We start from the raw sequence: 26296 nt of genomic DNA on the forward strand, positions 1-26296 counted from the left end.
CGCCATGTGGACTGGAGTTTTCCCCGCCGTCACGACCAAATTCACCGAGGACGACCGCCTCGATCACGCCGAAATGGAGCGCTGCTTTGCGCTCCAGATGGAGGCTGGCTGCGACGGCATCATCGTCTGCGGCTCGCTCGGCGAGGGGCCGATGCTCTCGCATGACGAGAAGATCGACGTGCTGAAGACCGCGCAGAAGATCGCCGGCAATAAGCCGGTTCTGCTGACGGTCAACGAACCCGGCACGCGCGAGGCGGCGGCGATCGCGCGCCGCGCCGCCAAGGAGGGCGCTAACGGGCTGATGGTGGTGCCGAGCCCGATCTACCACACCAATGCGGAGGAGACGGTCGCGGCACTCCGCGCTGTCGCCGAGGCCGGCGACCTGCCGGTAATGATCTATTCGAACCGGCTTGCCTATCGCGTCGACGTCACCGTCGGTCAGATGGAGGAACTGGCGAACGACAAGCGTTTCGTCGCCATCAAGGAATCCTCCGACGACATCCGCCGCTCGACCGAAATCATCAACCGCTTCGGCGACCGTTACGACCTGTTCACCGGCGTCGACAATCTTGCATTCGAGGCGCTGTCGGTGGGTGCCATCGGCTGGGTGGCGGGACTGGTCACCGCGTTCCCCCGCGAGACGGTCGCGATCTATCAGTTGATGAAACAGGGCCGCCGCGAGGAGGCGCTAAAAATCTACCGCTGGTTCCGGCCGCTGCTCGACCTCGACGTGTCGACCTATCTGGTGCAGAACATCAAGCTCGCCGAAGTCCTGGCGATCAACACCAACGACCGCGTGCGCATGCCGCGCCAGCCGCTGTCGGGCGAGCGCCGAGAGACCGTCGAAAAGATCGTCAGGGATGCGCTGGCGGTGCGGCCCGTGCTGCCACAATTCTAAGGGTGGCAATGTCGCCGACCCCCTCATCCGGCCGCTTCGCGGCCACCTTCTCCCCGAGGGGAGAAGAGGTCGCAAGCGTTGGCGTCAGCCTCTTCTCTCCGACGGGGAGAAGGCAGGCCGAAGGGCCGGATGAGGAGGCTGGCTCCAAAGGTGCGGAGCGAGGCGGAGGCCGAGCCATGCAGCGCGGCGCGCAGCCATGAATAGCGATGCGACGCTCGACATCGCCATTATCGGCGGCGGCATCATCGGCATCTGTGTCGCCGCCTATCTGGCCGAGGCAGGGCGAAACGTCACGATCTTCGATCGGACGGGTATTTGCGAGGAGACGAGTTCCGGCAATGCCGCAGCCCTGGCCTTTTCCGATGTGCTGCCGCTGGCCCACAAGGGCATGATCAGGCATCTGCCGAAATGGCTTGCCGATCCGCTCGGCCCGCTCAGCATCCCGCCTTCCTACCTGCCGAAGCTGTTGCCGTGGCTTGTCCGCTTTTGGCGCGCCGGACAAAGCGACCGCTACGAGGCCAGCCTCGCGGCGCAGGCAGGCATAATGCGGCTCGCCGAGGCCGAATGGGCCGGGCTGATGGCGCGCTCGGGCACAACAAACATGCTGCGCGAGGACGGCTCGCTCGAACTTTACGAGAGCGAGGCCGAGTTCAAGGCGTCGCTGCCCGGCTGGACGGCCAGGCAACAGTTCGGCATCGGCTTCAGCCATGTCGAGGGCGATGCTCTCGCTGCGTTGCAGCCGGGCCTGTCGCCGCGTTTCGTCAAGGGCACTTTCGTGCCGGGATGGAAGACCGTTAGGGATCCGAAATTATTGGGCAAGGCGATCTGGACCTTTGCTGAGAAGAACGGCGCGCGTTTCGAAAAGGCTCGGATCGACCATGTCGGAGCGGGGCAGGATGGCGCGACGTTGACGCTGGCCGACGGTAGGGTGCGGCAAGCAAAATGCCTCGTCATCGCCGCCGGCGCGTGGTCGCATCTCCTGGCGAAACATATCGGCGACCGCATCCCGCTCGAAACCGAGCGCGGCTACAACACGACCCTGCCGAAAACCGCCTTCGACGTGAAGCGGCAACTGATCTTCTCCGGCCACGGCTTCGTCATCACCCCGCTCGAAACCGGTGTGCGCGTCGGCGGCGCGGTCGAGCTCGGCGGGATCGAGCGGCCGCCCAACTACGCCCGCTCGAAAGCGCTGCTCGACAAGGCACAAAAATTCCTGCCGGGGCTTGACCCGGCCGGCGGCCGCGAATGGATGGGGTTTCGGCCGTCTCTGCCGGATTCGCTGCCGGTGATCGGTGGCGCCAGGCATCCCGGCACGATAGTCTATGCCTTCGGCCACGGCCATCTCGGCCTGACCCAGGCCGCTGCTACCGGGCGCCTGGTCCGCGATCTCATTCTCGGCCAAAATCCGGTGTTTGATCTTTCTCCGTTTTCCCCGAACCGCTTCTGACGGGATCTAGACATGGCGCGCCACTCCTTCTTCTGCATCGACGGTCACACCTGCGGCAATCCGGTGCGGCTGGTCGCCGGCGGCGGACCGCTGCTCCAGGGCGCGACGATGATGGAGCGGCGCGCGCATTTCCTGGCCGAATATGACTGGATCCGCACCGGGCTGATGTTCGAGCCGCGCGGCCATGACGTGATGTCCGGCTCGATCCTCTATCCGCCGACGCGGCCCGATTGTGACATCGCCATCCTGTTCATCGAAACCTCGGGGTGTCTGCCAATGTGCGGTCATGGCACCATCGGCACGGTGACGATGGCCATCGAGCACGGGCTGATCAAGCCGAAGACGCCGGGTTTGCTCAGGCTGGACACACCGGCTGGCCTGGTCACCGCTGAATACAAACAGGTCGGCGAATATATCGAGGAGGTGCGAATCACCAACGTGCCGTCCTTCCTCCATGCCGAGGGACTGACGGTGGAATGTCCGCAGCTCGGCGAGATTATCGTCGACGTCGCCTATGGCGGCAATTTCTACGCCATCGTCGAGCCGCAGAAGAACTATCGCGACATGGCCGACCATTCAGCCGGCGACCTCATCGCCTGGAGCCCGGTAGTGCGGCAGCGGCTCAACGAGAAGTACGCCTTCGTGCATCCCGAGAATCCCGGCATCGACCGGCTTTCGCATATGCTGTGGACGGGTGCGCCGACCGACGGCCAGGCGGATGCGCGCAACGCCGTCTTCTACGGCGACAAGGCGATCGACCGCTCGCCTTGCGGCACCGGCACCTCGGCGCGGATGGCGCAGCTTCACGCCAAGGGCAAGCTTAGGACTGGCGACGATTTCGTCCACGAATCGATTATCGGCTCGCTGTTCAAAGGCAGGGTCGAGAAGGAAGTCACGGTGGCGGATAAGCCGGCGATCATTCCCTCAATCGGCGGCTGGGCGCGCATCACCGGATTGAACACGATCTTCATCGACGATCGCGATCCGTTCGCGCACGGATTCGTCGTCAATTAGAGAGTATCCTGACGCAGGGGAAATGAAAGGGAACGCAAAGATCGATCGCTCACGCGGCGCAACGATCCCGCTCATCAACTTATTTTGACGGCGATTCCTTCGAAACGGCGTGCATTTTGACGACGAATCGCCAAAGACATTGCGTTATGCCAATGATAGGGTCCGCGATAGTCCAGAGGCCGGGAAGGGAAGAACGGGCAATCCGATTGCGTGCTTCAAAATCACGCATGCCGATTAAAAAATGACGTTGCAATCCGGGCTCGAAACTTTACGACTAGGGGAAATACGAAAAGGAATGCGTCTGCATGGGCGACATTCCAGGGGAGCCGCGACAGCATGCAGTATTTTGTCCAGCAGCTTATCAATGGGCTGACGCTGGGATCGATCTATGGACTGATAGCGATCGGCTATACGATGGTGTACGGCATCATCGGCATGATCAATTTCGCCCATGGCGACATCTTCATGATCGGCGCTTTCGCCGCCCTCATCGTTTTCCTTATCCTCGGCGCGTTGTTCTATTCGGTACCGTTGGTGATCGCGCTCCTGGTCATGATGATCGTCGCAATGCTGTTGACCAGCATGTACAATTGGACGATCGAGAAGGTGGCCTACCGGCCTTTGCGCGGTTCGTTCCGGCTGGCGCCGCTGATCACCGCGATCGGCATGTCGATTGCGCTGTCCAATTTCGTCCAGGTGACGCAAGGGCCGCGCAACAAGCCGGTCCCGCCGATGGTGTCCAAGGTCTACAACATCGAAGGCATCAGCGTGTCGCTGAAGCAGATCATCATCGTCCTGGTCACCATAGTCCTGCTGGCGCTGTTCTGGTACCTGGTCAACAAGACCTCGCTGGGTCGAGCCCAAAGGGCGTGCGAGCAGGACCGCAAGATGGCCGCACTGCTCGGCATCGACGTCGATCGCACCATCTCGATCACCTTCATCATGGGCGCCGGCCTTGCCGCCGTCGCGGGCACGTTGTTCTTGATGTATTACGGTGTGGTGGTGTTTTCCGATGGCTTTACGCCCGGTGTGAAGGCATTTACTGCCGCGGTGCTCGGCGGCATCGGCTCGTTGCCCGGCGCCGTGCTCGGCGGGCTGATGATCGGCTTCATCGAAAGCATGTGGTCGGCTTATTTCTCGATCGATTACAAGGACGTCGCTGCCTTCTCCATCCTGGCGATCGTGCTGATCTTCCTGCCTTCCGGCATTCTCGGCCGGCCAGAAGTCGAAAAGGTCTGAGACAATGGCGGTCACCGCATCTCCGGAGCGCGACATCGTCGCCACCCCCATGCAGCGCGCCACCCGCGAAGCGCTCTATGCCGGCGCCATCGCGCTCGGTCTGTTCGTGCTGTTCATCGGCCTGAAGACCGACCAGAACATCTCCAACGAGCTGATCCTTGTACAGCGCTGGTGGCTTCTTGCCGTCGTGGTTGTACTGACCATGGCCGGGCGTTTTCTCTACGTCGCCTACGGACAGCCCTTCCTGGCAAATCAGCAGATCGTCGACGTCGCCACCGGCCTGCTGCCGGAGAGCATGGCGACGCGGTTCTTCCGCCTGCCCTATTTCATCGCTGCCATCGCCACAGTGGCCGTGCTGGTTTTCCTTGCCGGCTCCCTTGACGGATTGCTGGGACCCGGTCTGGCCGGTTATGCACGGTTCCTGAGGGCGCTGGCGATCATCTACGCCCTCGCCTCTGTGCTGTTTTATTTCCGAACCTTCATCCATGCCCATTTTTCGGCGCTGGGCATAACCGCACTGGCGCTCTACCCGGTCATTGTCGTGCTGGTGCTTGCTTTGTACGGAGGATCGGTGGCCGCCGGGTTCCAGGGTTCTCTGAAATGGGTCGACAATTTCGGCATCCAGATCCTGATCTACGTGATGTTGGCCTGGGGGTTGAACATCGTCGTTGGCCTCGCCGGCCTGCTCGACCTTGGTTATGTCGCCTTCTACGCCGTCGGTGCCTATGCCTATGCGCTTCTCGGCACGCAATACGGCCTGTCGTTCTGGATCCTGCTGCCTGCCGCCGGCGCCATGGCTGCCTTCTGGGGCGTGCTGCTGGGTTTTCCGGTGCTACGCCTGCGTGGCGACTATCTGGCGATCGTGACGCTGGCCTTCGGCGAGATCATTCGTCTCGTGCTGATCAATTGGCGTGAGGTTACCAACGGCTCAGCCGGTATCTCCGGCATCCCCAAGGTCACCTTTTTCGGCCTGATGACGTTCAATGTCTCGGATCCGAACTATATCGCCAAGGTTTTCGACATCGCGACGTCGAGCGCCTACTACAAGATCTTCCTCTACTACCTGATCCTGGGGCTCTGCCTGCTGACCGCCTTCGTCACCATAAGGCTTAGGCGCATGCCCGTCGGTCGCGCCTGGGAAGCGCTGCGCGAGGACGAGATCGCCTGCCGCTCGCTCGGCATCAACACCACCACCACCAAGCTCACCGCCTTTGCCACCGGCGCCATGTTCGGCGGCTTCGCCGGCTCGTTCTTCGCCGCGCGGCAAGGTTTCGTCAGCCCCGAATCCTTCATCTTCCTGGAATCGGCCATCATCCTCGCCATCGTCGTGCTCGGCGGCATGGGTTCGCTGGTCGGCATTGCCGTCGCCGCCATGGTGATGATCGGCGGCACCGAGGCGCTGCGCGAACTCGATTTCCTGAAGCAGGTCTTCGGTCCAGATTTCACTCCGGAACTCTACCGCATGCTGCTATTCGGCATAGCCATGGTCATTGTCATGGTTTGGAAGCCGCGCGGTTTCGTCGGCAGCCGTGAACCGACTGCCTTCCTCAAGGAGCGCAGGGCCGTATCCGGCTCCTTCACCAAGGAGGGCCACGGCTGATGAGCGATGCGAGCCCATCCATGAACGATGCCATCCTGCAGGTCGAGCATCTGTCGATGAAGTTTGGCGGTCTGGTCGCCATCGGCGACCTGTCCTTCCAGGCCAGGCGCGGCGAGATCACCGCGCTGATCGGGCCGAACGGTGCCGGCAAGACCACCGTGTTCAACTGCATCACCGGCTTCTATAAGCCGTCGGAAGGCATGATCACGCTCAGCCGGCGCGACGGCTCGAGCTTCTTGCTCGAACGCCTGCCGAACCACGAGATTCCGGCGCGCGCCAAGGTGGCGCGCACCTTCCAGAACATTCGTCTGTTCTCGGGTATGACGCTGCTGGAGAACCTTCTGGTGGCGCAGCACAACAAGCTGATGAAGGCATCCGGCTACACCATCCTCGGCCTGTTCGGCTTCAGCGGCTACCGGAAGGCGTCGGCCGAGTCGATCGACCTGGCCAGGCACTGGCTGGAAAAGGCCAACCTCATTGACCGAGCCGACGATCCGGCCGGCGACCTGCCCTACGGCGCGCAACGGCGCCTGGAGATCGCGCGGGCGATGTGCACGGGTCCGGAGCTGCTCTGCCTCGACGAACCGGCGGCCGGACTCAATCCGAAGGAATCAATGGCGCTCAACGCGCTTCTGATGGATATCAAGGACAACACCGGCACCTCGATCCTGCTGATCGAGCACGACATGGCGGTGGTCATGCAGATTTCCGACCATGTCGTGGTGCTCGAATACGGGCGCAAGATCTCGGATGGCAGTCCGCATGCGGTACGCACCGACCCGCGTGTCATTGCCGCCTATCTCGGGGTCGAAGACGAGGACGTCGAGACGGTGCTGACCGAGGTCGGCGACGAAGACGTCATCGAGCAACTGGACACGGGCCCGGATTCGGCGCACGGCCCGGGCACATCATCTTCGTATCTCGCCGGACCTGTGACCGACACGGTCGGCCACAGCGAGGGCGAACGGGTCACGGTGTCGAAGGGCGCCTCGAAAGCCGGGCAGGTCGACGCAAAGTCGAGCGCCGCGGCAAGCAAGGCAGCCTCCCCGGCGGCAGCCAAGCAACCCTCTGCGGCGAAATCCTCAGCGGCAAAGCCGGCCACCAAGGCTCCGGTAAAGCCGAATACACCAGGCGTCTCCAAACGGCGCGGAGGGCGTAAATAATGGCCGGCACGACGCTGCTCGATATCAAGGGCGTCCAGACGTACTACGGCAACATCAGGGCGCTGAACGGCGTCGATGTCACCGTCAAGCAGGGCGAGATCGTGGCGCTGATCGGCGCCAACGGCGCCGGCAAGTCGACGCTGATGATGACCATTTTTGGTGCTCCACGGGCGCGGGCGGGCACCATCACCTTCGCCGGCACCGACATCACCAAATTGCCGACCCATGAGATCGCGCGCATGCGCATCGCCCAGTCGCCGGAGGGACGGCGCATCTTCCCGCGCATGACGGTGATGGAAAACCTGCAGATGGGCGCCAGCCTCGATAACCTCCAGCATTACGACGAGGATGTCGAGAAGGTGTTCACGCTGTTTCCGCGCCTGAAGGAACGCATTGCCCAACGCGGCGGCACGCTGTCGGGCGGCGAGCAGCAGATGCTGTCAATCGGACGTGCGCTGATGGCGCGGCCGAAGCTGCTCTTGCTCGACGAGCCGTCGCTAGGCCTGGCGCCGCTGGTCGTCAAGCAGATCTTCGACGCCATCCGCGAGTTGAACCGCACGCAGGGGCTGACCGTGTTTCTGGTCGAGCAGAACGCCTTCGGCGCGCTGAAACTCGCCACGCGCGGCTATGTCATGGTCAACGGCAATGTGACGATGAGCGGCACCGGCAAGGAGCTGCTCGCCGATCCGGACGTGCGCGCCGCCTATCTCGAAGGCGGCCATCACTGAGTTCAGGAGTCTTCATCATGCAGGGCATTCTCTATGAGGAACCCTCGGTTTGGCAGTTCTTCTTCGTCACCTGCCTGCTTGGCGGCTGGGCGGCATGGATGACGGGCAAGGCCTGCGCCCAAACATGGCGCAGCTTCGTCCAATTGTTCGCTTACATGCTCGGCCTCGGCATCGCCGTAAGGTTCATCCATCACGCACTGTTCGGCGGCACGATGTTCTCGCTGCAGTACTACGTCGTCGACACCATCGTCCTGATGATATTGGGCTTCATCGGTTATCAATACACGCGCACCAACCAGATGGTGACACAGTATAATTGGCTTTACGAAAGAGCATCGCTTTTGAGTTGGAAACCAAAAGGTTGACGTTCACCATTAACGCCATTCCGGGGATGAATCGGCGTGACAAGTGCCTGAAAATCGGCAAAGTACGTTTTCTGCGAGTAAAGGTGGGCATCGCATGAAAGCCTCATCCACGCCCACTCTGTAAATGGGAGCGTTTTACATGAGAAAATCACTTTTGTCCGCCGTCGCCCTGACCGCGCTTGTCGCGTTCAGCGGAAGCGCGTGGGCTGACATCCTGGTCGGCGTTGCCGGTCCGATCACCGGTCCGAACGCCGCCTTCGGCGCGCAGCTGCAAAAGGGCGCCGAACAGGCTGTCGCCGACATCAATGCGGCCGGCGGCATCAACGGCGAGCAGGTCAAGCTCACAGTCGGCGACGACGTCTCCGATCCGAAGCAGGGCATTTCGGTCGCCAACAAGTTCGTCGCCGACGGCGTCAAGTACGTGGTCGGCCACTTCAACTCGGGCGTTTCGATCCCGGCATCGGAAGTCTATGCCGAGAACGGTATCCTCGAGATCACCCCGGCTGCGACCAATCCGAAGTTCACCGAACGCGGCATGTGGAACACCTTCCGCACCTGCGGACGCGACGATCAGCAGGGCAAGGTTGCTGGCGACTATCTCGCCGCGAACTTCAAGGATGCCAAGATCGCTGTCATCCATGACAAGACGCCTTATGGCCAAGGCCTCGCCGACGAAACCAAGAAGGCGCTTGCAGCCAATGGCGTGACCGAGGCCATGTATGAAGGCATCAATGTCGGCGACAAGGATTTCTCGGCCCTCATCGCCAAGATGAAGGACGCGGGCGTCTCCGTCGTCTACTATGGCGGCCTGCACACCGAAGCCGGCCTGATCATGCGCCAGCTCGCCGACCAGGGCCTCAAGGCAACCTTCATGTCCGGCGACGGCATCGTGTCAAACGAATTGGCCTCCATCGCCGGCGACGCCGTCGACGGCACGCTGATGACGTTCGCTCCGGATCCGCGCAAGAATCCGAACGCCAAGGAGCTCGTCGAGAAGTTCCGCGCAGCCGGCTTCGAGCCTGAGGCCTATACCCTCTACTCCTACGCGGCGATGGAAATCGTCGCAGCCGCCATCGCCAAGACCGGTTCAGCCGATGACGCTCAGAAGGTAGCTGAGACCATCAAGTCGGCCGGCCCTTGGAAGACCGCGATCGGCGAGATCGGATATGATGCGAAAGGCGACATCACCCGCCCGGATTACGTCATGTACACCTGGAAGAAGGGTGACGACGGCAAGTACACCTATGTCGAGAACGCACCCGGCAAATAACCGGACGTTGCTACATAAAATGCCCGGCGCCTCGCGCCGGGCATTTTTCATGGGAGTTTCCCGAAAGCCCGGATCGGGACTGCGAGGCGTCGTCCGGACGGACACGCAATGTGTCAACGCGATAGATCAAACTAAATCGGTTTAATTGCTTCCTTCGATTTTGTTTGCACTGCAGCATTTTCGCGTTAATCATGGCGCCAGTCCCTTCCCGTCAGCGTCCGGAGCCTTGTCCTTGCCCATCACGAAGATCCTTGTCGCCAACCGGTCCGAAATCGCCATCCGCGTCTTCCGCGCGGCCAACGAACTCGGCCTCAAAACCGTGGCGATTTGGGCCGAGGAAGACAAATACTCGCTGCACCGCTTCAAGGCCGACGAAAGCTACCAGGTCGGGCGCGGGCCGCATCTGACCAAGGATATGGGGCCGATCGAAAGCTATCTGTCGGTCGAGGAAGTGATCCGCGTCGCCAGGCTTTCGGGCGCCGATGCCATCCATCCGGGCTACGGGCTGCTGTCGGAAAGCCCTGAATTCGCCGAAGCCTGCGCCAAGGCCGGCATCATCTTCATCGGACCCAAGCCGGATACGATGCGCAGGCTCGGCAACAAGGTCGCCGCACGCAACCTGGCGATAGAGGTTGGCGTGCCGGTAATTCCCGCCACCGACCCGTTGCCCGACGACATTGAAGCGGTGAAGGCACTCGCAAAGACGATCGGCTATCCGGTGATGCTGAAGGCATCGTGGGGCGGCGGCGGCCGCGGCATGCGCGCCATCCGCTCGGAAGCCGATCTCGCCCGTGAGGTGACGGAGGGCAAGCGCGAAGCGAAAGCCGCCTTCGGCAAGGACGAGGTCTATCTCGAAAAGCTGATCGAGCGCGCCCGCCATGTCGAGGTGCAGGTGCTGGGCGACACACACGGCAATGCCGTGCACCTGTTCGAGCGCGATTGCTCGATCCAGCGCCGCAACCAGAAGGTGGTCGAGCGCGCGCCGGCGCCGTATCTCGAAATGTCACGGCGCGAGGAGCTCTGCGATTATGCACTGAAGATCGCTCGCGAGACGAGCTATATCGGCGCCGGCACGGTCGAGTTCCTGCAGGATGCCGACACCGGCAAATTCTATTTCATCGAGGTCAACCCGCGCATCCAGGTCGAGCACACCGTCACCGAGCAGGTGACCGGCATCGACATCGTCAAGGCGCAGATTCACATCCTCGACGGTTTCGCCATCGGTACGCCGGAATCGGGTGTGCCGGCGCAGAAGGAGATCAGGCTCAACGGCCACGCGCTGCAGTGCCGCATTACCACGGAAGATCCCGAGCACAATTTCATTCCCGACTATGGCCGCATCACCGCCTATCGCGGCGCCACCGGTTTCGGCATCCGCCTCGATGGCGGCACCGCCTATTCCGGCGCGGTCATCACCCGTTTTTACGACCCGCTGCTGGAGAAGGTGACGGCCTGGGCACCGACGCCGGCCGAAACCATCGCCCGCATGAACCGCGCGCTGCGCGAGTTCCGTATTCGCGGCGTGGCGACCAACCTCACCTTCCTCGAGGCGATCATAAACCATCCGAGTTTCGCCGATAATTCCTACACGACCAAGTTCATCGACACGACGCCGGAACTGTTCGCGAGCGTGAAGCGGCAGGATCGCGCGACCAAGCTGCTCAACTACCTGGCCGATGTCAGCGTCAACGGCCATCCCGAGACGCGCGGCCGGCCGCAGCCGAAGGCTGATGCGGCGGCACCCATGGTGCCCTATCTCAACGGCAATGTGCCCGACGGCAGCAAGCAGAAGCTCGATGCGCTTGGGCCGGAGAAATTCGCGGCTTGGATGCGCGCACAGAAAGAGGTGCTGGTCACCGACACGACGATGCGCGACGGACACCAATCCCTGCTCGCGACGCGGGTGCGCACATATGACATCGCTGGCATTGCTGGCACCTATGCGCGTGCGCTGCCGCAGCTTTTGTCGCTCGAATGCTGGGGCGGGGCGACCTTCGACGTCGCCATGCGCTTCCTCACTGAAGACCCGTGGGAACGGCTGTCGCTGGTGCGCGAGGCAGCGCCCAATTTGTTGCTGCAGATGCTTTTGCGCGGCGCCAACGGCGTCGGCTACACCAACTATCCCGACAATGTCGTCCAGCATTTCGTCAAACAGGCCGCCGCCGGCGGCATCGACCTGTTCCGCGTCTTCGACTGTTTGAACTGGGTCGATAATATGCGGGTCGCCATGGACGCGGTCGGCGCCGAAGGCAAACTGATCGAAGCGGCGATCTGCTACACCGGCGATATACTCGACCCGGCCCGCGCCAAATACGACCTCAAATACTATGTCGCGCTGGCCAGAGAGCTGCAGGCGGCCGGCGCCCATATCATCGCGGTCAAGGACATGGCCGGGCTTCTGAAGCCGAGTGCTGCCCGCACACTGTTCAAAGCGCTGCGCGAGGCGACCGATCTGCCGATCCATTTCCACACGCACGACACGTCAGGCCTGTCGGCGGCGACGGTGCTGGCGGCGGTGGACAGCGGCGTCGACGCCATCGACGCGGCGATGGATTCCTTGTCCGGCAATACCTCGCAGCCTTGCCTGGGCTCGATCATCGAAGCGCTGAAGGGCACCGGGCGGGATCCGGGTCTCGATCCGCAATGGATCAGGAAGATTTCGTTCTACTGGGAGGCGGTGCGCAACCAGTATGCCGCCTTCGAGAGCGACCTGAAGGGGCCGGCTTCGGAAGTCTACCTGCACGAAATGCCAGGCGGGCAGTTCACCAATCTCAAGGAACAGGCGCGCTCGCTCGGTCTGGAGACACGCTGGCACGAAGTGGCACAGACCTATCACGACGTCAATCTGATGTTCGGTGACATCGTCAAGGTGACACCGTCGTCCAAGGTTGTCGGCGACATGGCGCTGATGATGGTAAGCCAGGACCTGACGGTTGCCGATGTCGAAAATCCGGCCAGGGATATCGCCTTCCCGGATTCGGTCGTGTCGATGCTGCGCGGCGATCTCGGCCAGTCGCCCGGCGGTTGGCCGGAGGCACTGCAGAAGAAGGTGCTTAAGGGCGACAGGCCAATCACGGCCCGGCCTGGCTCCCTGCTGAAGCCGGCCAATCTCAAGGCCAGCCGCAAGGAGATCGAAGACAAGCTCGAGCGCAAGCTCAGCGAATTCGAGTTCGCCTCATGGCTGATGTACCCGAAGGTTTTCTCCGACTTTACCGCAGCCCAGGAAACCTACGGGCCGGTCAGTGTGCTGCCGACGCCGACCTATTTCTACGGCATGAAGCCGGAAGACGAGATCTTTGTCGACATCGAGAAGGGCAAGACGCTGGTGGTGCGCTGCCTGGCCATCGGCGATGTCGACGAGAAGGGCATGGTCACTGTGTTCTTCGAGCTCAACGGCCAGCCACGCCGGGTCAAAGTGCCAGACCGTGCGCATGGCGCTTCCGCCGCCAAGGCGCGGCGCAAGGCCGAGCCGGGCAACGAGGCGCATGTCGGCGCGCCGATGCCGGGCGTCGTCTCGGCGCTCGCCGTTGCCGCCGGCCAGACGGTCAAGGCCGGTGACGTGCTGCTGTCGATCGAGGCGATGAAGATGGAAACGGCACTGCATGCCGAGCGCGACGGCACAATCGCCGAAGTTCTGGTCAAGACCGGCGATCAGATCGATGCCAAGGATCTGCTGATCGCATTCGGATGAGACAGAAATGTTGCCAGGCAGAGTTGTCTGCGTCTGGCGGCAGCCCTTCAGGCCGCATCGATAACAGCTTGACCCGCCGCCCCCGGTCGGGCATCGAACCGCTGCAAATTCGCCGCGACAGTTCCTGAGTCGCGGCATGGAAAACGACGCGGAGAAAAAATGGCCGACGACATCACCGAGACCAGCCAGACTGTTGCCGCCGGCCAGCTGCGTGCCTTCATCGAGCGCATCGAGCGGCTCGAGGAAGAGAAGAAGACGATCGCCGACGACATCAAGGAAGTGTTCGCCGAGGCCAAGGGCACCGGCTTCGACACCAAGGCGATGCGGTCGATCATCCGTCTGCGCAAGAAGGACCAGGCCGAGCGGCAGGAGGAGGAAAGCATCCTCGACCTCTACAAAGCCGCGCTCGGCATGGTGTAGGCTGGTAACAGCCTGGGCGCCGGTTGCGGCGCCCTCAACGGGTCGAACCATGAGCGAATTCGACTTTGGCGTCCGCCGCGCCTCGGAATTCCGCCAACGCGGCTTCTGGACGCTGTTTTCGGAACGGCATCCGGAAGAAAGGGCTCTGATGGCGCGGCGCGGACCCTGGTTCTGGCAGCGCGGGCTACCAGACTTCGCCTTGGTCCTTTCCATGTATGTCGCGCCGGCCCAGAACCATGTCGGCGTCTTCTTCGGCCGCAACGAGAAGTTCGGTGCCACGGAAGCCTGGTCGCGGTTGAAGCCGTTCCAGCCGGCGATCGAAGACAGGTTGAAGCTCAGGCCGGAACAGAGTTGCGAGGGCCTCGGCATCAATTCGCTGTGGCGGGTGAACTGCTTTGCCGAGGATAATTGGCCGGCCATGGCTGACTGGCTGGTGACGGAAGCATCGCGCTTCGAGCGCGCCGTTGCCGAGGTTCTCGGCGAGGTTGACGAAGCCGGTTCGTGAATTCGCCTGCCTGTCGGCGGCTTGGGCTCAGTTCGGCGTCGCCGTATCCCGGCCGATCTCGTCGAGATGCTGTTGCAGCGCCAGATGGTCGAGCGCGTCCATCCGTAGATTTACCAACAGCGAAATGCGGTTGTTGAGCATGCGATAGGCATCGGCAAAGGCAAGGTGCAGTTCGGCTTCGGTCCCCTCTGCCTTGGCTGGGTCCGGTATAGACCAGAGCGCGGTCATCGGATGACCCGGCCAGATCGGGCAAGATTCGTTTGCGGTGCTGTCGCAGAGCGTGAAGATGAAGTTCATTTCGGGCGCGTCGGGCTCGGCAAACTCGTCCCAGCCTTTCGAACGGGCGAAGCTCGTATCGTAGCTGAGGCTTTCGAGCAGCTGCAGTGCGTAGGGATTGACCTCGCCCTTCGGTTGCGAACCGGCGGAAAAGGCCTTGAACCTGCCGGCACCGATCCGATTGAGGATGGCTTCCCCAATGATGGATCGCGCCGAATTGGCGTTGCAAAGAAACAGCACGTTATAGACATTATCGCTCATCTCAAGACCTCCCTGTCAGGCGACTGGATGATGGAGGCGGCAAATTCCGGTAAGGTACCCTTGCCGAGATGCCGACAAGGGCGACGTAGAAAGGTTTCACGACCGTTTGATGACAATCTGTCAGATCATACGCTTGCGTGCCGATGATCGACTTGCGTTGACAGGCTTGCTGCTTTGGACATCTCTGCGGCTATCGAATGAGAGAAAGCCGCATCGATGAGTGCGCCAGAGACCTTCGAAGGCGAAGACGGCAAGGCAGGCCGTGCGGCGGGTTTCTTCCGCTCGCGCTGGCAAGGCACGACCGCGCTCGATCGGCTGTTTTGGCGCGATCTTGTCCTTGTCGGCACGGCGATCAACATCGCAGTGTCGGTGCTGGCGCTCATCCTCCTCGGGCTGAAGCTGCCGCTCGCTCTCGTTCTGGCGGTGCATTTCGCGCCGGTGCCGTACAATTTCTTTCTGACTTTTGCGGTGTGGCGGACCGCCGAAAAATCCGGAGGCGTCAAGGCTTCGCTGATGACGCTGGGGGCTGTGCTGTGGCTGATCCTGGTGGTGGTGGTCTGACAGCAAAGTGCTGCCCGGCAAAGGGCGGCCGCGGCCGTCCTTTCCCACCGTCGAATTCCTAGAACGGTTCATCGTTTCACGGAAACGCCGAACCGCTCTATCTCTTCGTTTTTGCGCAATTCCGGACGGAAAACCGTTCACACTTTTCCTGGAATTACTCTATCAGGCGGCCGGCTCGAATTTCAGCGCGACGCCATTGATACAATAGCGCAGGCCGGTCGGCGGCGGGCCGTCCTCGAAGACATGGCCAAGATGGCTGCCGCAGCGGGCGCAATGGCATTCGGTGCGGACCATGCCGTAGCTGCGGTCGACGGTCGTCTCGACCGAACCGGGCACCGGGTCGTTGAAGCTCGGCCAGCCGGTGCCGCTCTCGAATTTCAGCTTGGATTCGAACAAAGGCTGGTCGCAGCCGACGCAGGAAAAGGTGCCGGCGCGCTTCTCGTGAAGCAGGGCGCAGCTGCCCGGCCGCTCGGTGCCGTGGTTGCGCATCACCGCATATTGCTCCGGCGTCAGCCGGGCGCGCCATTCGGCATCGGTGCGGGTGACAGGGTAGGTGTGGCTATCCATTTGTTCGCCTCTTAGCTCATGCCGCTATTGGGGTTGTCTTCCCCCAGTTCGCCTTAAATAGGGATTCGGTACGGCGTTTGCCGGTATTTCGATCCTGCCGCGAAGAATTCCTCAGGCGATCGCCGCGAGGTACCGCGCAACCGACCCTGCAAATGCCATCTTTGCGTCTCCGATGACGTTCTGGTTCCACCATGCGCCATAGATATGGTCGAACGCGAAAGGTTCCAGCGCAGCCTTGATGCCGAGCACTTTCGCCGCATTGAGCGGGATGTAGTTGGGGTAGCTGTACATGAAACTGACATGGCGGCGGGTCGGCGTCACCTGCAAGATGTCGCCGGCCAGGATGGCGTCGCCGCCGGCTCGCTTCCAGTGCAGCACCTGGCCACCGGCAAAGTGACCGCCGCAACGGATAAGCGTCAGCAAGGGGTTTAGGGCGCGCGTCTCGCCCTCCCAACTGACAACAGCCGGATGCGGCCGCATGATCCACTGACGGTCATCGGCGTGCAGGTAGATCGGAACGCCGCCAAACGCCTCGCTCCACTCGACCATTGCCGAATAATAATGGCAGTGCGAAATGGCGATCGCGGCCAGGCCGCCTCGTCGGTTGATTTCGGCCACCGCCTCGTCGCTGACCATCGAGATGCAGTCCCACAGCAGATTGCCGTGCGGCGTTTGCGCCAGCAGCGCCCGCTGACCGATGGCGAAGCGCGGCTCGAGGCCGAAGGCGAGCACGCCGGCATCGTCCTTGATCACGATCCGATGCCCGTCGGCGAGCTCTTCCGGCGTGATCCAGGCCTGGCCCTCCCAGCGCACATATTGCCGCTCGTCCTCGCAGATCGGGCAATGGTCCGGCGGCGCGGCTGCTGCCGCGAACTGGACGCCACATTGCAGGCAGAGGAAACATGTCATCGGTCTTCCTGTCTTGCGTACCGAAAATCCATTCAGTGCTTCCTTGAAAGCTGCTTCGTCGCGGCTTCGAGCCCGGCGAGCGTCAGCGGAAACATGCGGCCGCCAAAGATATCGCGGATCATGGCGATCGAATGAGTATAGCCCCAGTGTTTCTCATTTTCCGGGTTGAGCCACACCGCGTTCGGCCATTGCTGCAGCAGACGGCCGAGCCAGACGACGCCGGCCTCCGGATTCCAGTGCTCGACCGAGCCGCCGGGATGCGCGATCTCATAGGGGCTCATCGAGGCGTCGCCGACGACGATCACCTTGTAGTCCGGACCGTATTTGTGGAGGAGATCAAAGGTCGGAATCACCTCCGCATGGCGGCGGCGATTGTCCTTCCACACACCTTCGTAAAGGCAGTTGTGGAAGTAGAAATATTCGAGCTGGCGGAATTCGGCGCGAGCGGCCGAAAACAGCTCCTCGACGCTTTTGATGTGGTCGTCCATCGAGCCGCCGACATCGAAGAACATCAGCAGCTTCACGGCATTGCGCCGTTCGGGCCGCGTCTTGACGTCGAGATAGCCGTGCTCGGCCGTGGCGTGGATGGTGCCGGGCAGGTCGAACTCCTCCTCGGCGCCTTCGCGCACCCAGCGGCGCAGGCGCTTCAGCGCGATCTTGATGTTGCGGGTGCCGAGCTCGAGGGCATCGTCGAAATTCCTGAACTCGCGCTTGTCCCAGACTTTCACCGCGCGGCGGTTGCGGCTTTCATGCTGGCCGATGCGAACGCCTTCGGGATTGTAGCCGTAGGCGCCGAAGGGTGAGGTGCCGCCGGTGCCGATCCATTTCGAGCCACCCTGGTGGCGGCCCTTCTGTTCGTCCAGCCGCTTCTTCAGCGTTTCCATCAGCTTTTCGAAACCGCCGAGCGCTTCGACCAGCTTTTTCTCCTCATCGGTCAGGTGTTTTTCGGCAAGCCGGCGCAGCCATTCCTCCGGAATGTTTCCGACATCGACCGCGTTTTCGCCAGCCAGCGCTTCGACGCCGTTGAAAACGTGCGAAAAGACCTGGTCGAAACGGTCGAGGTGGCGCTCGTCCTTCACCAGTGCTGAGCGGGCGAGATAGTAAAATCCCTCGACGTCATAGTCGACCAGCCCCGCCTCCAGCCCTTCGAGCAGCCACAGATATTCTCGGAGCGAGACGGGAACCCGCGCAGCCTTCAGTTCGAGGAAAAAGGGGATGAACATCGCACTGCCTATAGCAGGTCATACTCGATGAAGCCGGTCCGCCGCGCCACGTGGTCGTAGGGCTTGCGCGCTGTGGTGTTGGTTTCGTGGGTCATCCAGTAGACGTTCTTGACCCCGACCTTGCCGGCTTCCTGCTTGACCGCTTCGATCAGGGCGGCGCCGACGCCCTTGCCGCGCACCTCCGGGTCGGCGAACAGGTCCTGCAGATAGCAGTTGTTTATCTGCGACCAGCAGGAGCGATGGTAGAGATAGTGGGTCAGGCCGACCGCCTTGCCGTCGAGGGTGGCGATGAACCCCTTCGGTTCGAACTCACCCGCCGTGAACAGCCGCTTCCAGGTGACGGCGTAGACCTCCTCCGGCAGTCTGGTTTCGTAGAAGGTGAGGTAGGCACTCCACAGACGCTGCCAGTCGGCGTGGTCGGATTGCGCCAGTGGGCGGACGGTAATCCCGGTCATTTCATTTCCCTTCCGAAGCTTCATGCCCAAGCTGCCTCGGTGCCCGGCCGGCGGCAACGGTCCAGCAACGGGAAAGCGCTGTCCGACGCCTATGCCGGCCCTCCGCTATGGCTCCGGGCGTTCGTCGAAAGCCAAATCGTTGGCTTTTCGTCGGCCTTTGGCCGACCGCTCCTCACCCCTGCCTTCTCGCCATAAACGCCAGGCGCTCGAACAGATGCACGTCCTGTTCGTTCTTCAAAAGCGCACCATGCAATTTCGGCAGCGCATTCTTCGGGTCGGCGCGCAGATCCTCGGGCGCGATGTCATCGGCGACCAAGAGTCTGATCCAATCGAGCGCCTCGGAGGTCGACGGCTTCTTCTTCAGGCCAGGCACGTCGCGGATCTCGTAGAACTGGGTCAATGCGGCGCGCACCAGGTTCTGCTTGATGCCGGGATAGTGCACGTGGACTATCCTGTGCAGCGTCTCGACGTCGGGGAAGCGGATATAGTGGAAGAAGCAGCGGCGCAGGAAGGCGTCCGGCAGTTCCTTCTCGTTGTTGGAGGTGATGATGACGATCGGGCGCACGGCGGCGCGGATCGTTTCGCCGGTCTCGTAGACGAAGAACTCCATCCTATCGAGTTCCTGCAACAGGTCGTTGGGGAACTCGATATCGGCCTTGTCGATCTCGTCGATCAGAAGCACGACCTTCTTGCCTGCGGCGAAGGCGTCCCACAGCTTGCCGCGGTTGATATAGTTCCTGATGTCGTTGAAGCGCTCGTCGCCGAGCTGGCTGTCGCGCAGCCGCGAGACGGCATCATACTCGTAGAGACCTTGCTGCGCCCTTGTCGTCGACTTGACATGCCATTCGATCAGCTCGAGGCCGAGCGCCGCCGCCACTTGCCTGGCCAGTTCGGTCTTGCCGGTGCCGGGCTCACCCTTGACCAGCAATGGCCGCTCCAGCGCAATCGCCGCATTGACCGCTACCATCAGATCCTTGTCGGCGACATAGGCCGCCGTGCCTTCGAAACGCATTCTTGCTCCTCGGTTTGTGACGGCAACCGTAAGGAGACAGTCCAGCCTGTGCAAGGCACGGCGGCGAGGCGCGGTGAAACCTTCGTGTCGCGCAGGTCCCAGGCAGGGCTTTGTGACGAATTAAGCCGGCGAACATGGCCATCTCTCTGGCGCTTGGTCGATCGTCAGCCTATATTGGTCGTGACGGTCTGCGCTTCCCGGCAGGAGAACATTTTCCCCGGGGCCTTAATGATCCCTAGGGAGCTGTCCCTGGGAAGACCCGTGGGTTTTCTCATACGGCGCCCACCTACTTTGTAGGTTCCCGGGATCGCTCTCTCCACCGGTTGTGTGGATCGTCACTCGACGCAAGGGATCCACTCACACTTCGGTGGATCATGCGGTAGAAAACGTCGCCCCCAAAGCTCCAACCAGATCCGACCTTTTCTACCTTGGCTCCATGACCTCTCCAAAAGAACTGAAAAAACATCTCCGCAAGGAAGCACTCGGGCGCCGCGACGCGCTCGATCCATTCTGGCGGGTGGAGGCAGCGCTCGAAATGGCCGAGACGGCGCGGGACAGCATAGCGATAGAGCCTGGCCAGATTGTCTCCGGCTTCTGGCCGATGCGCTCGGAAGTCGATATCCGGCCGCTGATGTTCGCCTTGCGCGAAAAGGGAGCAAGGCTTTGCCTGCCTGCGATTCTCGACAAGACGACCATCGTCTTTCGCGAACTGGTGCGTGGCGCACCGATGATCGACATGGGGTTCGGCACCGTCGGACCGCATGAGGAGGCGGAGGTGCTCGATCCCCAGGTGATGCTCGTGCCGCTCGCGGCCTTCGACGTGCGCGGCCACCGGATCGGATACGGCGCCGGTTATTACGACCGCGCGATCGCGCGGCTGGTCGACAAGGGGCAGCCGCCGCGGCTGATCGGCATTGCTTTCGACTGCCAGGAGGTGGCGCTGGTGCCGGACGAGCCGCATGACGTGATCATCTCGGAAATACTCACCGAGAACGGGTTGCGCCGGTTCGCGCCGAAATTGTAGATAAGTTCCTGGACGCATGGTCTTTTGCGAAAGTCATGCAGCTTTTTGCTTCGCTGACCTTCGGTTCGGATCATGCTTATATGAGACTTCTCTTCCTCGGCGATATGGTCGGCAAGACGGGACGCACGGCGGTGTGGGAACAACTGCCCGGCCTGATCTCGGATTTCAAACTCGACTTCGTCATCGTCAATGGCGAGAACGCCGCCGGCGGCTTCGGCATCACCGAAGAGATCTTTCGCGAGACGATCTCGGCGGGCGCTGATGTCGTCACCACCGGCAATCATGTCTGGGACCAGCGCGATGCGCTGGCTTTCGCGCCCCGCGAGGAACGGTTCCTGCGTCCGTCCAATTTCCCCAAGGGCACGCCGGGGCGCGGCTCCGGCGTCTACATTGCCAGGAATGGCGCGCGCGTTCTGGTCGCCAACATCATGGGCCGGGTGTTCATGCATCCCGAACTCGATGATCCGTTCCAGGCCGGTGAGCGCGAGCTTGCCGCCTGCCCGCTCGGCGAGCAGGCCGATGCGGTGGTCATCGATTTCCATGCCGAGGCGACCTCTGAAAAAATGTGCTTTGCGCATTTCGTCGACGGCCGCGCCAGTCTGGTCGTCGGCACCCACACGCACCAGCCGACCGGCGACCACCATATCCTCAATGGCGGCACCGGCTATATCTCCGACGCCGGCATGTGCGGCGACTATGATTCCTCGCTCGGCATGGACAAGGAGGAGCCGCTCAACCGGTTTCTGTCGAAGGTGCCGAAAGGACGCTTCGAGGCGGCGACCGGCCCGGCGACATTGTGCGGCGTCGGTGTCGACATTTCGGATCGCAGCGGCCTGACCGAGCGGATTGCGCCGTTTCGCCGCGGACCGAGGCTCGAGGAAACGGCGCCATCTTTCTGGTTGTGACATTGATATCAACGCCTGCGATACCTAACTGCCGGCGACACTGCTCTAGATCGTAAGAGGGGACGACCTCCATGCAGCTCATCGAATTCCTGGCGCCGCATTTCGCCTTTGTCTCCGATCCGACCGCGTGGGTCGCGTTGCTGACGCTGATCGTGCTGGAGGTCGTGCTCGGCATCGACAATCTGATCTTCATCTCGATCCTGACCAACAAATTGCCGGAGGCGCAACGGGCCCGCGCCCGGCGGCTCGGCATTTCTGCCGCGCTGATCATGCGGCTGGTGCTGCTTGCCACCATCTCGATCATCGTCCAGTTGACGGCGCCGGTATTCACCGCTTTCGGCCATGGCTTTTCCTGGCGCGATCTGATCCTGATCGCCGGGGGCCTGTTCCTCGTCTGGAAGGCGACCAAGGAGATACACCACACGGTCGATCTCGAGGATCACCAGGACACGATGATGGGCGAGACGCTGCAGCTTTCGATGGCCGGCGCCATCTTCCAGATCCTGCTGCTCGACCTCGTCTTCTCGATCGATTCGATCATCACCGCGGTCGGCATGACCGACGAGATCGCCATCATGTACATCGCCGTCATCGTGGCAGTCACAGTGATGATGCTGGCGGCCGGGCCGCTTGCCGATTTCATCGCCAAGAACCCCAGCATCGTCATGCTGGCGCTGAGTTTCCTGCTGATGATCGGCATGACGCTGATCGCCGACGGCATGGGTTTCCATGTGCCGAAGGGCTACATCTACGCCGCCATGGGGTTCTCGGCGCTGGTCGAGGGCCTCAACATGCTGTCGCGGCGTCGGAGAAAGGCAAAGGCCGGCGGGCACTGAGTCAAGCATGAAAGGAGGCGCTATGAGCAGGAAGGAGCTTAGCCAGGTTCAGCGCGACCAGTTTGCCAAGCCGGCTGATTTGCCTGACGACAGAATCGATACTTCCGACATTCCGGAAGTCCCGACCGAGAACTGGATTAACGGTCGCCGCGGGCATCTCTATCGACCGCTGAAAGCAACCGGTGACCATTCGACTCGACGCTGATGTGCTGTCCTGGTTCAAGGAGCACGTTGTGGTGGCTATCAAACCGAGTTCAATCGCGTGCTCCGTCGTCACGTGGCGGAGCAGGAAAAGCGGCGGTCCTGAGCGGTTCAGCTAAACTGCAGCCACACCTTTCGGGTGACGGTCGCCGATCAAGCCAAGCGTCAGCCCTTGCTCCAGCCACGCTTTGGCGCCGGCGAGCACGAGCGCGAAGCCATCGGTCGAGCCGATCGCCTGCTTGACCTGTTCATCGGGACTGCCGGCAAAACCGAAATTGCGAACCTCGACAAAGGTCGTGCCGCCCGGCATCTCGGTAAAAGTCCAGACCACCGTGGTCGGCGGATCGCTCCATTGCATGACGATCTTTTCGTTCCTGACGATCTCGCCGACCGTGACCGGCGCCGAGACGTCATACATGCGCCATTCCCAGCGAACCTCCTTGCCGCTGTCGAGCCTGTCGCTACCATGAGTGAACCAGAATTTCCTGGTGATCGCCGGATCGACGATGGCTTCGAACACTTCTGCAACCGGCCGCCGGATCAGCATGCCGGCTTCGGCGACCGGTGTCTCGCGGATTTCCATGTCGTCCTCCTTCTCAAGTCGATGCCGCCCCTGTCGCCAGGCGTCGGGGTCACCAGGCGTCTGGTTCGCGCACCAGGTGAATGATGTTGGCCGGATTGGTGATCCAGCCGCCACGAAAACCTTCGCCGAGCGCCTCGATGGCGTCGCAGCGCACGACGCCGGCCTTGGCGAGATGATCGGCGGCGCCCGGAAAATCGTCGGTGAACAGCTCCAGCCAGACCTCGGCCTGGCTCAGCATCGGCGCTTCGTCGATCCACAGGCGATTGGGGCCGAGTTCGAAACCGATGGCCGGCGCCTTGGCCGTGAACGGCTTTAGGCCGACAACATCGCGGTAGAAGGCGATCGTCTCCTGATATTGATGGGGCGGCACTTTCATGGCGATGTTGATGCCGCCGGTGATTTTCGCAGCCATTCTTTCCTCCGTCTTCTCAGATATTGTCTTCATTGGCGGGCTCGCCCTTCATCTCGCTGCGGTAATAGCCGTCGCGTAGGTTGATCCCGTATTCGACATAGGCCTTCATGCAGGCCAGCATCTGCGACCAACCCTCGCAGTTGAGGTAAGACTTCTCCAGCCCGACCGCGTCCTCGTGCCAGCCGGTCTCGGCGATGGTGACAAAGGTGCCGCCGTCGTCCAGCGGCTCGAAATTCATCTCGATGCGGGTCTTGTAGGCCGGCTTACCGGCGGCGTCGGTTGCGTCCCAGCGCAGCACGATGCGGCTGTCTTTCTTCACCTCGTCGACCTCGACCGGCACCTTGCCCCACCAGACGACGCCGGCGCCCGCCACCAGCGGCGCGCTGGCGCCGCCGATCGTGGTGAAATACCCGCTGAGCTTGTTCGGATTGACGACCGCGTCGAAAACTTCGGCGACCGGTTTGCCGATGCGGCCCGAAACTCTGAATCCAAGAGACATATCCACAGCTCCTTCCTTGATCAGATCAGTATTATGTTATAAAAATATAACATGTCAAGCCAAGCGCAGGACGACGATGTTTTCAAGGCGCTGGCGCATCCGCGCCGGCGAGCACTGCTGGACGAACTGAAGGACGCGCCGCGGACCACCGGCATGCTGTGCGATGCCTTTCCCGACATGGACCGCTGCACCGTCATGCTGCATCTGAAAGTGTTGGAGGAAGCCGACCTGGTGGTGGCGCGGCGCGAGGGGCGCGAGCGCTGGAACCATCTCAATGCGCTGCCGATCAAGCAGATCCACGACCGCTGGATCAGCCAGTACGCCACGCATGCGATCAGCATTCTCGACCGGCTGAAATCCGATCTGGACGGGTGAATGGCTGCAGGAAATGCAGCTGGCGGGCGTGTTGCGCACCCACCGTTACGGCGCGGCTGGACGAATTGAGCCGATTTATCTATAAGCCGGCCATTCCGACATAGAGCGCCGTACGTCCATCCGGACGCACCAGGAACGCTCTGAAATTATGAATTCGAGCATTTTGGCAAAAGGCGAGGTCTCGCTGCAGGATGCTCTGCCAAGAAGACGACAGGGGTGCCATGGCTGGCCATTCACAGTTCAAGAACATCATGCACCGCAAGGGCCGCCAGGACGCGGTGCGGTCGAAAATGTTTTCCAAACTGGCGCGCGAAATAACCGTCGCCGCCAAGAGCGGCACGCCGGATCCGTCGATGAACCCGCGCCTGCGCTTGGCCGTGCAGAACGCCAAAGCGGTGTCGATGCCGAAGGACAATATCCAGCGCGCCATCAACAAGGCGTCGATGGGCGACGCCGAGACTTACGAAGCCGTGCGCTACGAAGGCTACGGGCCGGGCGGCGTTGCGCTGATCGTCGAGGCGCTGACCGACAACCGCAACCGCTCGGCGTCGAATGTGCGCGCCGCCTTCACCAAGGCCGGTGGGGCGATGGGCGAAACCGGCTCGGTGTCGTTCATGTGGGACCGTGTCGGCGAGATCTTCTATCCGGCGTCAGCCGGCAGTGCCGAGAAGGTCATGGACGCGGCGATCGAAGCCGGTGCCGACGACGTCCAGTCGGACGAGGAAGGCCACACGATCTATTGCGCCTTCGAGAACCTCGGCGAAGTGTCGAAGGCGCTGGAAGGGGCGCTCGGCGAGGCTGAATCGGTGAAGCCGATCTGGAAGCCGCAAACCAACATCGCGGTCGACGAGGAGCGGGCACAATCGCTGATGAAGCTGGTCGCGACGCTTGAGGACGATGACGACGTGCAGAGTGTCTACGCCAATTTCGAGGTCGACGACGAGACCATGGCGAAGCTCAGCGCCGCATGAGCACAGCTCAGCCCGAAGACATGAGCAAAGCTCAGTCTGACATGAGCAAAGCTCAGTCCGAGATGATCCCACAGGCGCTGCCTCAGGTCCGCATCACCTATTGCACGCAGTGCCAGTGGCTGCTGCGGGCCGGCTGGATGGCGCAGGAGCTGCTCTCGACTTTCGGAACGGATCTGGGCGAGGTCACGCTGGTGCCCGGCACCGGCGGCATCTTCACCATCAGCTGCAACGAGACGCTTGTGTGGGACCGCAAGCGCGACGGCGGCTTTCCCGATGCCGCAAAGCTCAAGCAACTGGTCCGCGACGTCATCGATCCGGATCGCGATCTCGGTCATGCCGATCGTAAGGGCCACAAGTCAAAAGACCCTGCTGCCTGACGCAGGTCTTTTAGATTTCTGCCCTCATTCACCGCCACGCCACGATAAAGCAGCCCAGCGCCACGATTGCGGTTATGGTGCGGACGTGGTTCCACATCACCCAGTCCCTGAGATAGGTGGCCCACACGGCGGCGCCGTTGGCGCCGGCCGGATCGACGGCGGCCAGCGCGTTGTTGAGCGGCACGTTGAAGATCATGGTCACGATCAGGTTGCCGACGACGTAGGTCAGGGCGCCGGCGAGAAGCCAAAACGAACCCGGCTGGTTCCAGCCGATGATAGCGCCGACTGCGAGGACGAGGCAGACCAGTCCGGTGCCGAAAAGCGCCGTCATGAACATCGGCGTCACCGCAGTGACATTGATCGAATTCATGGCGGCGATGCCGCCCGCGGCAGGCATGCGGGCGAGGCCCGGCATGACGAAGCTGGAAAATGCGAAGAAGACACCAGCGACGACGCCCGAGCCGAGCGCGGCAATGAAGGTGAGGGCGGGAAGCAGCTTCATGATCATG

General features: G+C 61.9%; 29 protein-coding genes, 1 other RNA gene and 2 pseudogenes. 22 read left to right on the forward strand and 10 right to left on the reverse strand.

Annotated features, from left to right (window positions below; all coding sequences use genetic code 11):
- Window positions 1-4: 4 nt before the first annotated feature.
- The 13 genes and pseudogenes from EOA78_RS06850 to EOA78_RS06910 all read left to right on the forward strand — a co-directional run bounded on the left by EOA78_RS06850 (window position 5) and on the right by EOA78_RS06910 (window position 14340).
- Window positions 5-898, forward strand: coding sequence for a dihydrodipicolinate synthase family protein (locus EOA78_RS06850; protein WP_127314462.1), 894 nt, complete (start codon window positions 5-7; stop codon window positions 896-898).
- 196 nt (window positions 899-1094) lie between these two features.
- Window positions 1095-2345, forward strand: coding sequence for an FAD-binding oxidoreductase (locus EOA78_RS06860; protein ID WP_127314463.1), 1251 nt, complete (start codon window positions 1095-1097; stop codon window positions 2343-2345).
- A 12-nt stretch (window positions 2346-2357) separates the two neighbouring features.
- Window positions 2358-3359: a 4-hydroxyproline epimerase gene (locus EOA78_RS06865; protein WP_127314464.1), complete on the forward strand. Its 1002-nt coding sequence runs from the start codon at window positions 2358-2360 to the stop codon at window positions 3357-3359.
- 336 nt (window positions 3360-3695) lie between these two features.
- A complete protein-coding gene (locus EOA78_RS06870; RefSeq protein ID WP_127211179.1) occupies window positions 3696-4598 on the forward strand; it encodes a branched-chain amino acid ABC transporter permease in 903 nt (300 codons plus the stop codon).
- Between the two features lie 49 nt (window positions 4599-4647).
- A pseudogene (locus tag EOA78_RS37910) lies at window positions 4648-4929 on the forward strand (DUF3382 domain-containing protein); the annotation flags it as partial.
- 159 nt (window positions 4930-5088) lie between these two features.
- Window positions 5089-6198: pseudogene (gene livM, locus EOA78_RS06875) on the forward strand (high-affinity branched-chain amino acid ABC transporter permease LivM); the annotation flags it as partial.
- Entirely contained in the window at window positions 6198-7361 is a 1164-nt protein-coding gene (locus tag EOA78_RS06880; protein ID WP_127314466.1) for an ABC transporter ATP-binding protein, read from the forward strand. The pseudogene livM and the gene EOA78_RS06880, both read left to right, overlap by 1 nt.
- Entirely contained in the window at window positions 7361-8089 is a 729-nt protein-coding gene (locus EOA78_RS06885) for an ABC transporter ATP-binding protein (RefSeq protein WP_127314467.1), read from the forward strand. Before EOA78_RS06880 ends, EOA78_RS06885 begins: the two co-directional genes overlap by 1 nt.
- Window positions 8090-8106: 17 nt before the next feature.
- Window positions 8107-8454, forward strand: coding sequence for a DUF6867 family protein (locus EOA78_RS06890; protein WP_127314468.1), 348 nt, complete (start codon window positions 8107-8109; stop codon window positions 8452-8454).
- 139 nt (window positions 8455-8593) lie between these two features.
- Window positions 8594-9724 (forward strand): branched-chain amino acid ABC transporter substrate-binding protein, encoded by a 1131-nt coding sequence (locus EOA78_RS06895; protein WP_127314469.1) that lies wholly within the window; start codon window positions 8594-8596, stop codon window positions 9722-9724.
- Window positions 9725-9956: 232 nt separating this feature from the next.
- On the forward strand, window positions 9957-13415 hold the full coding sequence (gene pyc / locus EOA78_RS06900) for a pyruvate carboxylase (protein WP_127314470.1): 3459 nt from the start codon (window positions 9957-9959) through the stop codon (window positions 13413-13415).
- Window positions 13416-13574: 159 nt separating this feature from the next.
- A complete protein-coding gene (locus tag EOA78_RS06905) occupies window positions 13575-13835 on the forward strand; it encodes a DUF2312 domain-containing protein (protein ID WP_023719653.1) in 261 nt (86 codons plus the stop codon).
- A 49-nt stretch (window positions 13836-13884) separates the two neighbouring features.
- Window positions 13885-14340: a hypothetical protein gene (locus EOA78_RS06910; protein ID WP_127314471.1), complete on the forward strand. Its 456-nt coding sequence runs from the start codon at window positions 13885-13887 to the stop codon at window positions 14338-14340.
- Window positions 14341-14367: 27 nt separating this feature from the next.
- On the opposite strand, the gene EOA78_RS06915 is transcribed toward EOA78_RS06910, so the two are convergent.
- On the reverse strand, window positions 14368-14877 hold the full coding sequence (locus tag EOA78_RS06915) for an arsenate reductase ArsC (protein WP_127314472.1): 510 nt from the start codon (window positions 14875-14877) through the stop codon (window positions 14368-14370).
- A gap of 216 nt (window positions 14878-15093) precedes the next feature.
- Here EOA78_RS06915 and EOA78_RS06920 point away from each other — a divergent pair, with 216 nt between their 5' ends.
- Window positions 15094-15438, forward strand: coding sequence for a hypothetical protein (locus tag EOA78_RS06920; RefSeq protein WP_127314473.1), 345 nt, complete (start codon window positions 15094-15096; stop codon window positions 15436-15438).
- 162 nt (window positions 15439-15600) lie between these two features.
- On the opposite strand, the gene msrB is transcribed toward EOA78_RS06920, so the two are convergent.
- The 5 genes from msrB to EOA78_RS06945 form a co-directional block, all read right to left on the reverse strand.
- Complete coding sequence (gene msrB / locus EOA78_RS06925) at window positions 15601-16005, reverse strand: peptide-methionine (R)-S-oxide reductase MsrB (protein WP_027152870.1); 405 nt, start codon at window positions 16003-16005, stop codon at window positions 15601-15603.
- Window positions 16006-16116: 111 nt separating this feature from the next.
- A complete protein-coding gene (locus EOA78_RS06930) occupies window positions 16117-16914 on the reverse strand; it encodes an MBL fold metallo-hydrolase (RefSeq protein WP_127314474.1) in 798 nt (265 codons plus the stop codon).
- A 32-nt stretch (window positions 16915-16946) separates the two neighbouring features.
- The gene (locus EOA78_RS06935) at window positions 16947-18137 is read right to left on the reverse strand and encodes a VWA domain-containing protein (protein WP_127314475.1); all 1191 of its coding nucleotides are present in this window, start codon (window positions 18135-18137) and stop codon (window positions 16947-16949) included.
- An 8-nt stretch (window positions 18138-18145) separates the two neighbouring features.
- A complete protein-coding gene (locus EOA78_RS06940) occupies window positions 18146-18592 on the reverse strand; it encodes a GNAT family N-acetyltransferase (RefSeq protein WP_127314476.1) in 447 nt (148 codons plus the stop codon).
- A 172-nt stretch (window positions 18593-18764) separates the two neighbouring features.
- Window positions 18765-19604 (reverse strand): MoxR family ATPase, encoded by an 840-nt coding sequence (locus EOA78_RS06945; protein WP_127314477.1) that lies wholly within the window; start codon window positions 19602-19604, stop codon window positions 18765-18767.
- Between the two features lie 182 nt (window positions 19605-19786).
- On the opposite strand from EOA78_RS06945, the gene ssrS reads away from it, so the two are divergent.
- The 5 genes from ssrS to EOA78_RS36940 all read left to right on the forward strand — a co-directional run bounded on the left by ssrS (window position 19787) and on the right by EOA78_RS36940 (window position 22574).
- Window positions 19787-19942, forward strand: a non-coding RNA gene (gene ssrS / locus EOA78_RS06950) — 6S RNA.
- 98 nt (window positions 19943-20040) lie between these two features.
- On the forward strand, window positions 20041-20628 hold the full coding sequence (locus EOA78_RS06955; protein ID WP_127314478.1) for a 5-formyltetrahydrofolate cyclo-ligase: 588 nt from the start codon (window positions 20041-20043) through the stop codon (window positions 20626-20628).
- A gap of 80 nt (window positions 20629-20708) precedes the next feature.
- Window positions 20709-21533, forward strand: coding sequence for a YmdB family metallophosphoesterase (locus tag EOA78_RS06960; RefSeq protein WP_127314479.1), 825 nt, complete (start codon window positions 20709-20711; stop codon window positions 21531-21533).
- 71 nt (window positions 21534-21604) lie between these two features.
- Window positions 21605-22369 (forward strand): TerC family protein, encoded by a 765-nt coding sequence (locus EOA78_RS06965; protein ID WP_127314480.1) that lies wholly within the window; start codon window positions 21605-21607, stop codon window positions 22367-22369.
- Window positions 22370-22391: 22 nt separating this feature from the next.
- Complete coding sequence (locus tag EOA78_RS36940; RefSeq protein ID WP_245477417.1) at window positions 22392-22574, forward strand: hypothetical protein; 183 nt, start codon at window positions 22392-22394, stop codon at window positions 22572-22574.
- Between the two features lie 111 nt (window positions 22575-22685).
- Here EOA78_RS36940 and EOA78_RS06975 read toward each other — a convergent pair whose 3' ends face one another.
- From EOA78_RS06975 to EOA78_RS06985, 3 genes are read right to left on the reverse strand one after another with little or no spacing between them, the layout of a single operon-like run.
- Window positions 22686-23153, reverse strand: coding sequence for an SRPBCC family protein (locus EOA78_RS06975; RefSeq protein WP_127314481.1), 468 nt, complete (start codon window positions 23151-23153; stop codon window positions 22686-22688).
- A 49-nt stretch (window positions 23154-23202) separates the two neighbouring features.
- The gene (locus tag EOA78_RS06980; protein WP_127314482.1) at window positions 23203-23565 is read right to left on the reverse strand and encodes a hypothetical protein; all 363 of its coding nucleotides are present in this window, start codon (window positions 23563-23565) and stop codon (window positions 23203-23205) included.
- A gap of 16 nt (window positions 23566-23581) precedes the next feature.
- Complete coding sequence (locus EOA78_RS06985; RefSeq protein ID WP_127314483.1) at window positions 23582-24064, reverse strand: SRPBCC domain-containing protein; 483 nt, start codon at window positions 24062-24064, stop codon at window positions 23582-23584.
- A gap of 51 nt (window positions 24065-24115) precedes the next feature.
- Between EOA78_RS06985 and EOA78_RS06990 the strand changes: the two genes are divergently transcribed.
- The 3 genes from EOA78_RS06990 (at window position 24116) to EOA78_RS07000 (ending at window position 25787) form a co-directional block, all read left to right on the forward strand.
- The gene (locus tag EOA78_RS06990; RefSeq protein WP_127314484.1) at window positions 24116-24439 is read left to right on the forward strand and encodes a metalloregulator ArsR/SmtB family transcription factor; all 324 of its coding nucleotides are present in this window, start codon (window positions 24116-24118) and stop codon (window positions 24437-24439) included.
- A gap of 221 nt (window positions 24440-24660) precedes the next feature.
- Window positions 24661-25410, forward strand: a complete 750-nt coding sequence (locus EOA78_RS06995; protein WP_127314485.1) for a YebC/PmpR family DNA-binding transcriptional regulator — start codon at window positions 24661-24663, stop codon at window positions 25408-25410.
- Between the two features lie 62 nt (window positions 25411-25472).
- Complete coding sequence (locus tag EOA78_RS07000) at window positions 25473-25787, forward strand: SelT/SelW/SelH family protein (protein WP_135934349.1); 315 nt, start codon at window positions 25473-25475, stop codon at window positions 25785-25787.
- Between the two features lie 28 nt (window positions 25788-25815).
- Here EOA78_RS07000 and EOA78_RS07005 read toward each other — a convergent pair whose 3' ends face one another.
- Window positions 25816-26295: an anthrone oxygenase family protein gene (locus EOA78_RS07005; protein WP_127314487.1), complete on the reverse strand. Its 480-nt coding sequence runs from the start codon at window positions 26293-26295 to the stop codon at window positions 25816-25818.
- Window position 26296: the final 1 nt, after the last annotated feature.

It is taken from the genome of Mesorhizobium sp. M5C.F.Cr.IN.023.01.1.1, assembly GCF_003997585.1.
Taxonomy (GTDB): domain Bacteria; phylum Pseudomonadota; class Alphaproteobacteria; order Rhizobiales; family Rhizobiaceae; genus Mesorhizobium; species Mesorhizobium wenxiniae.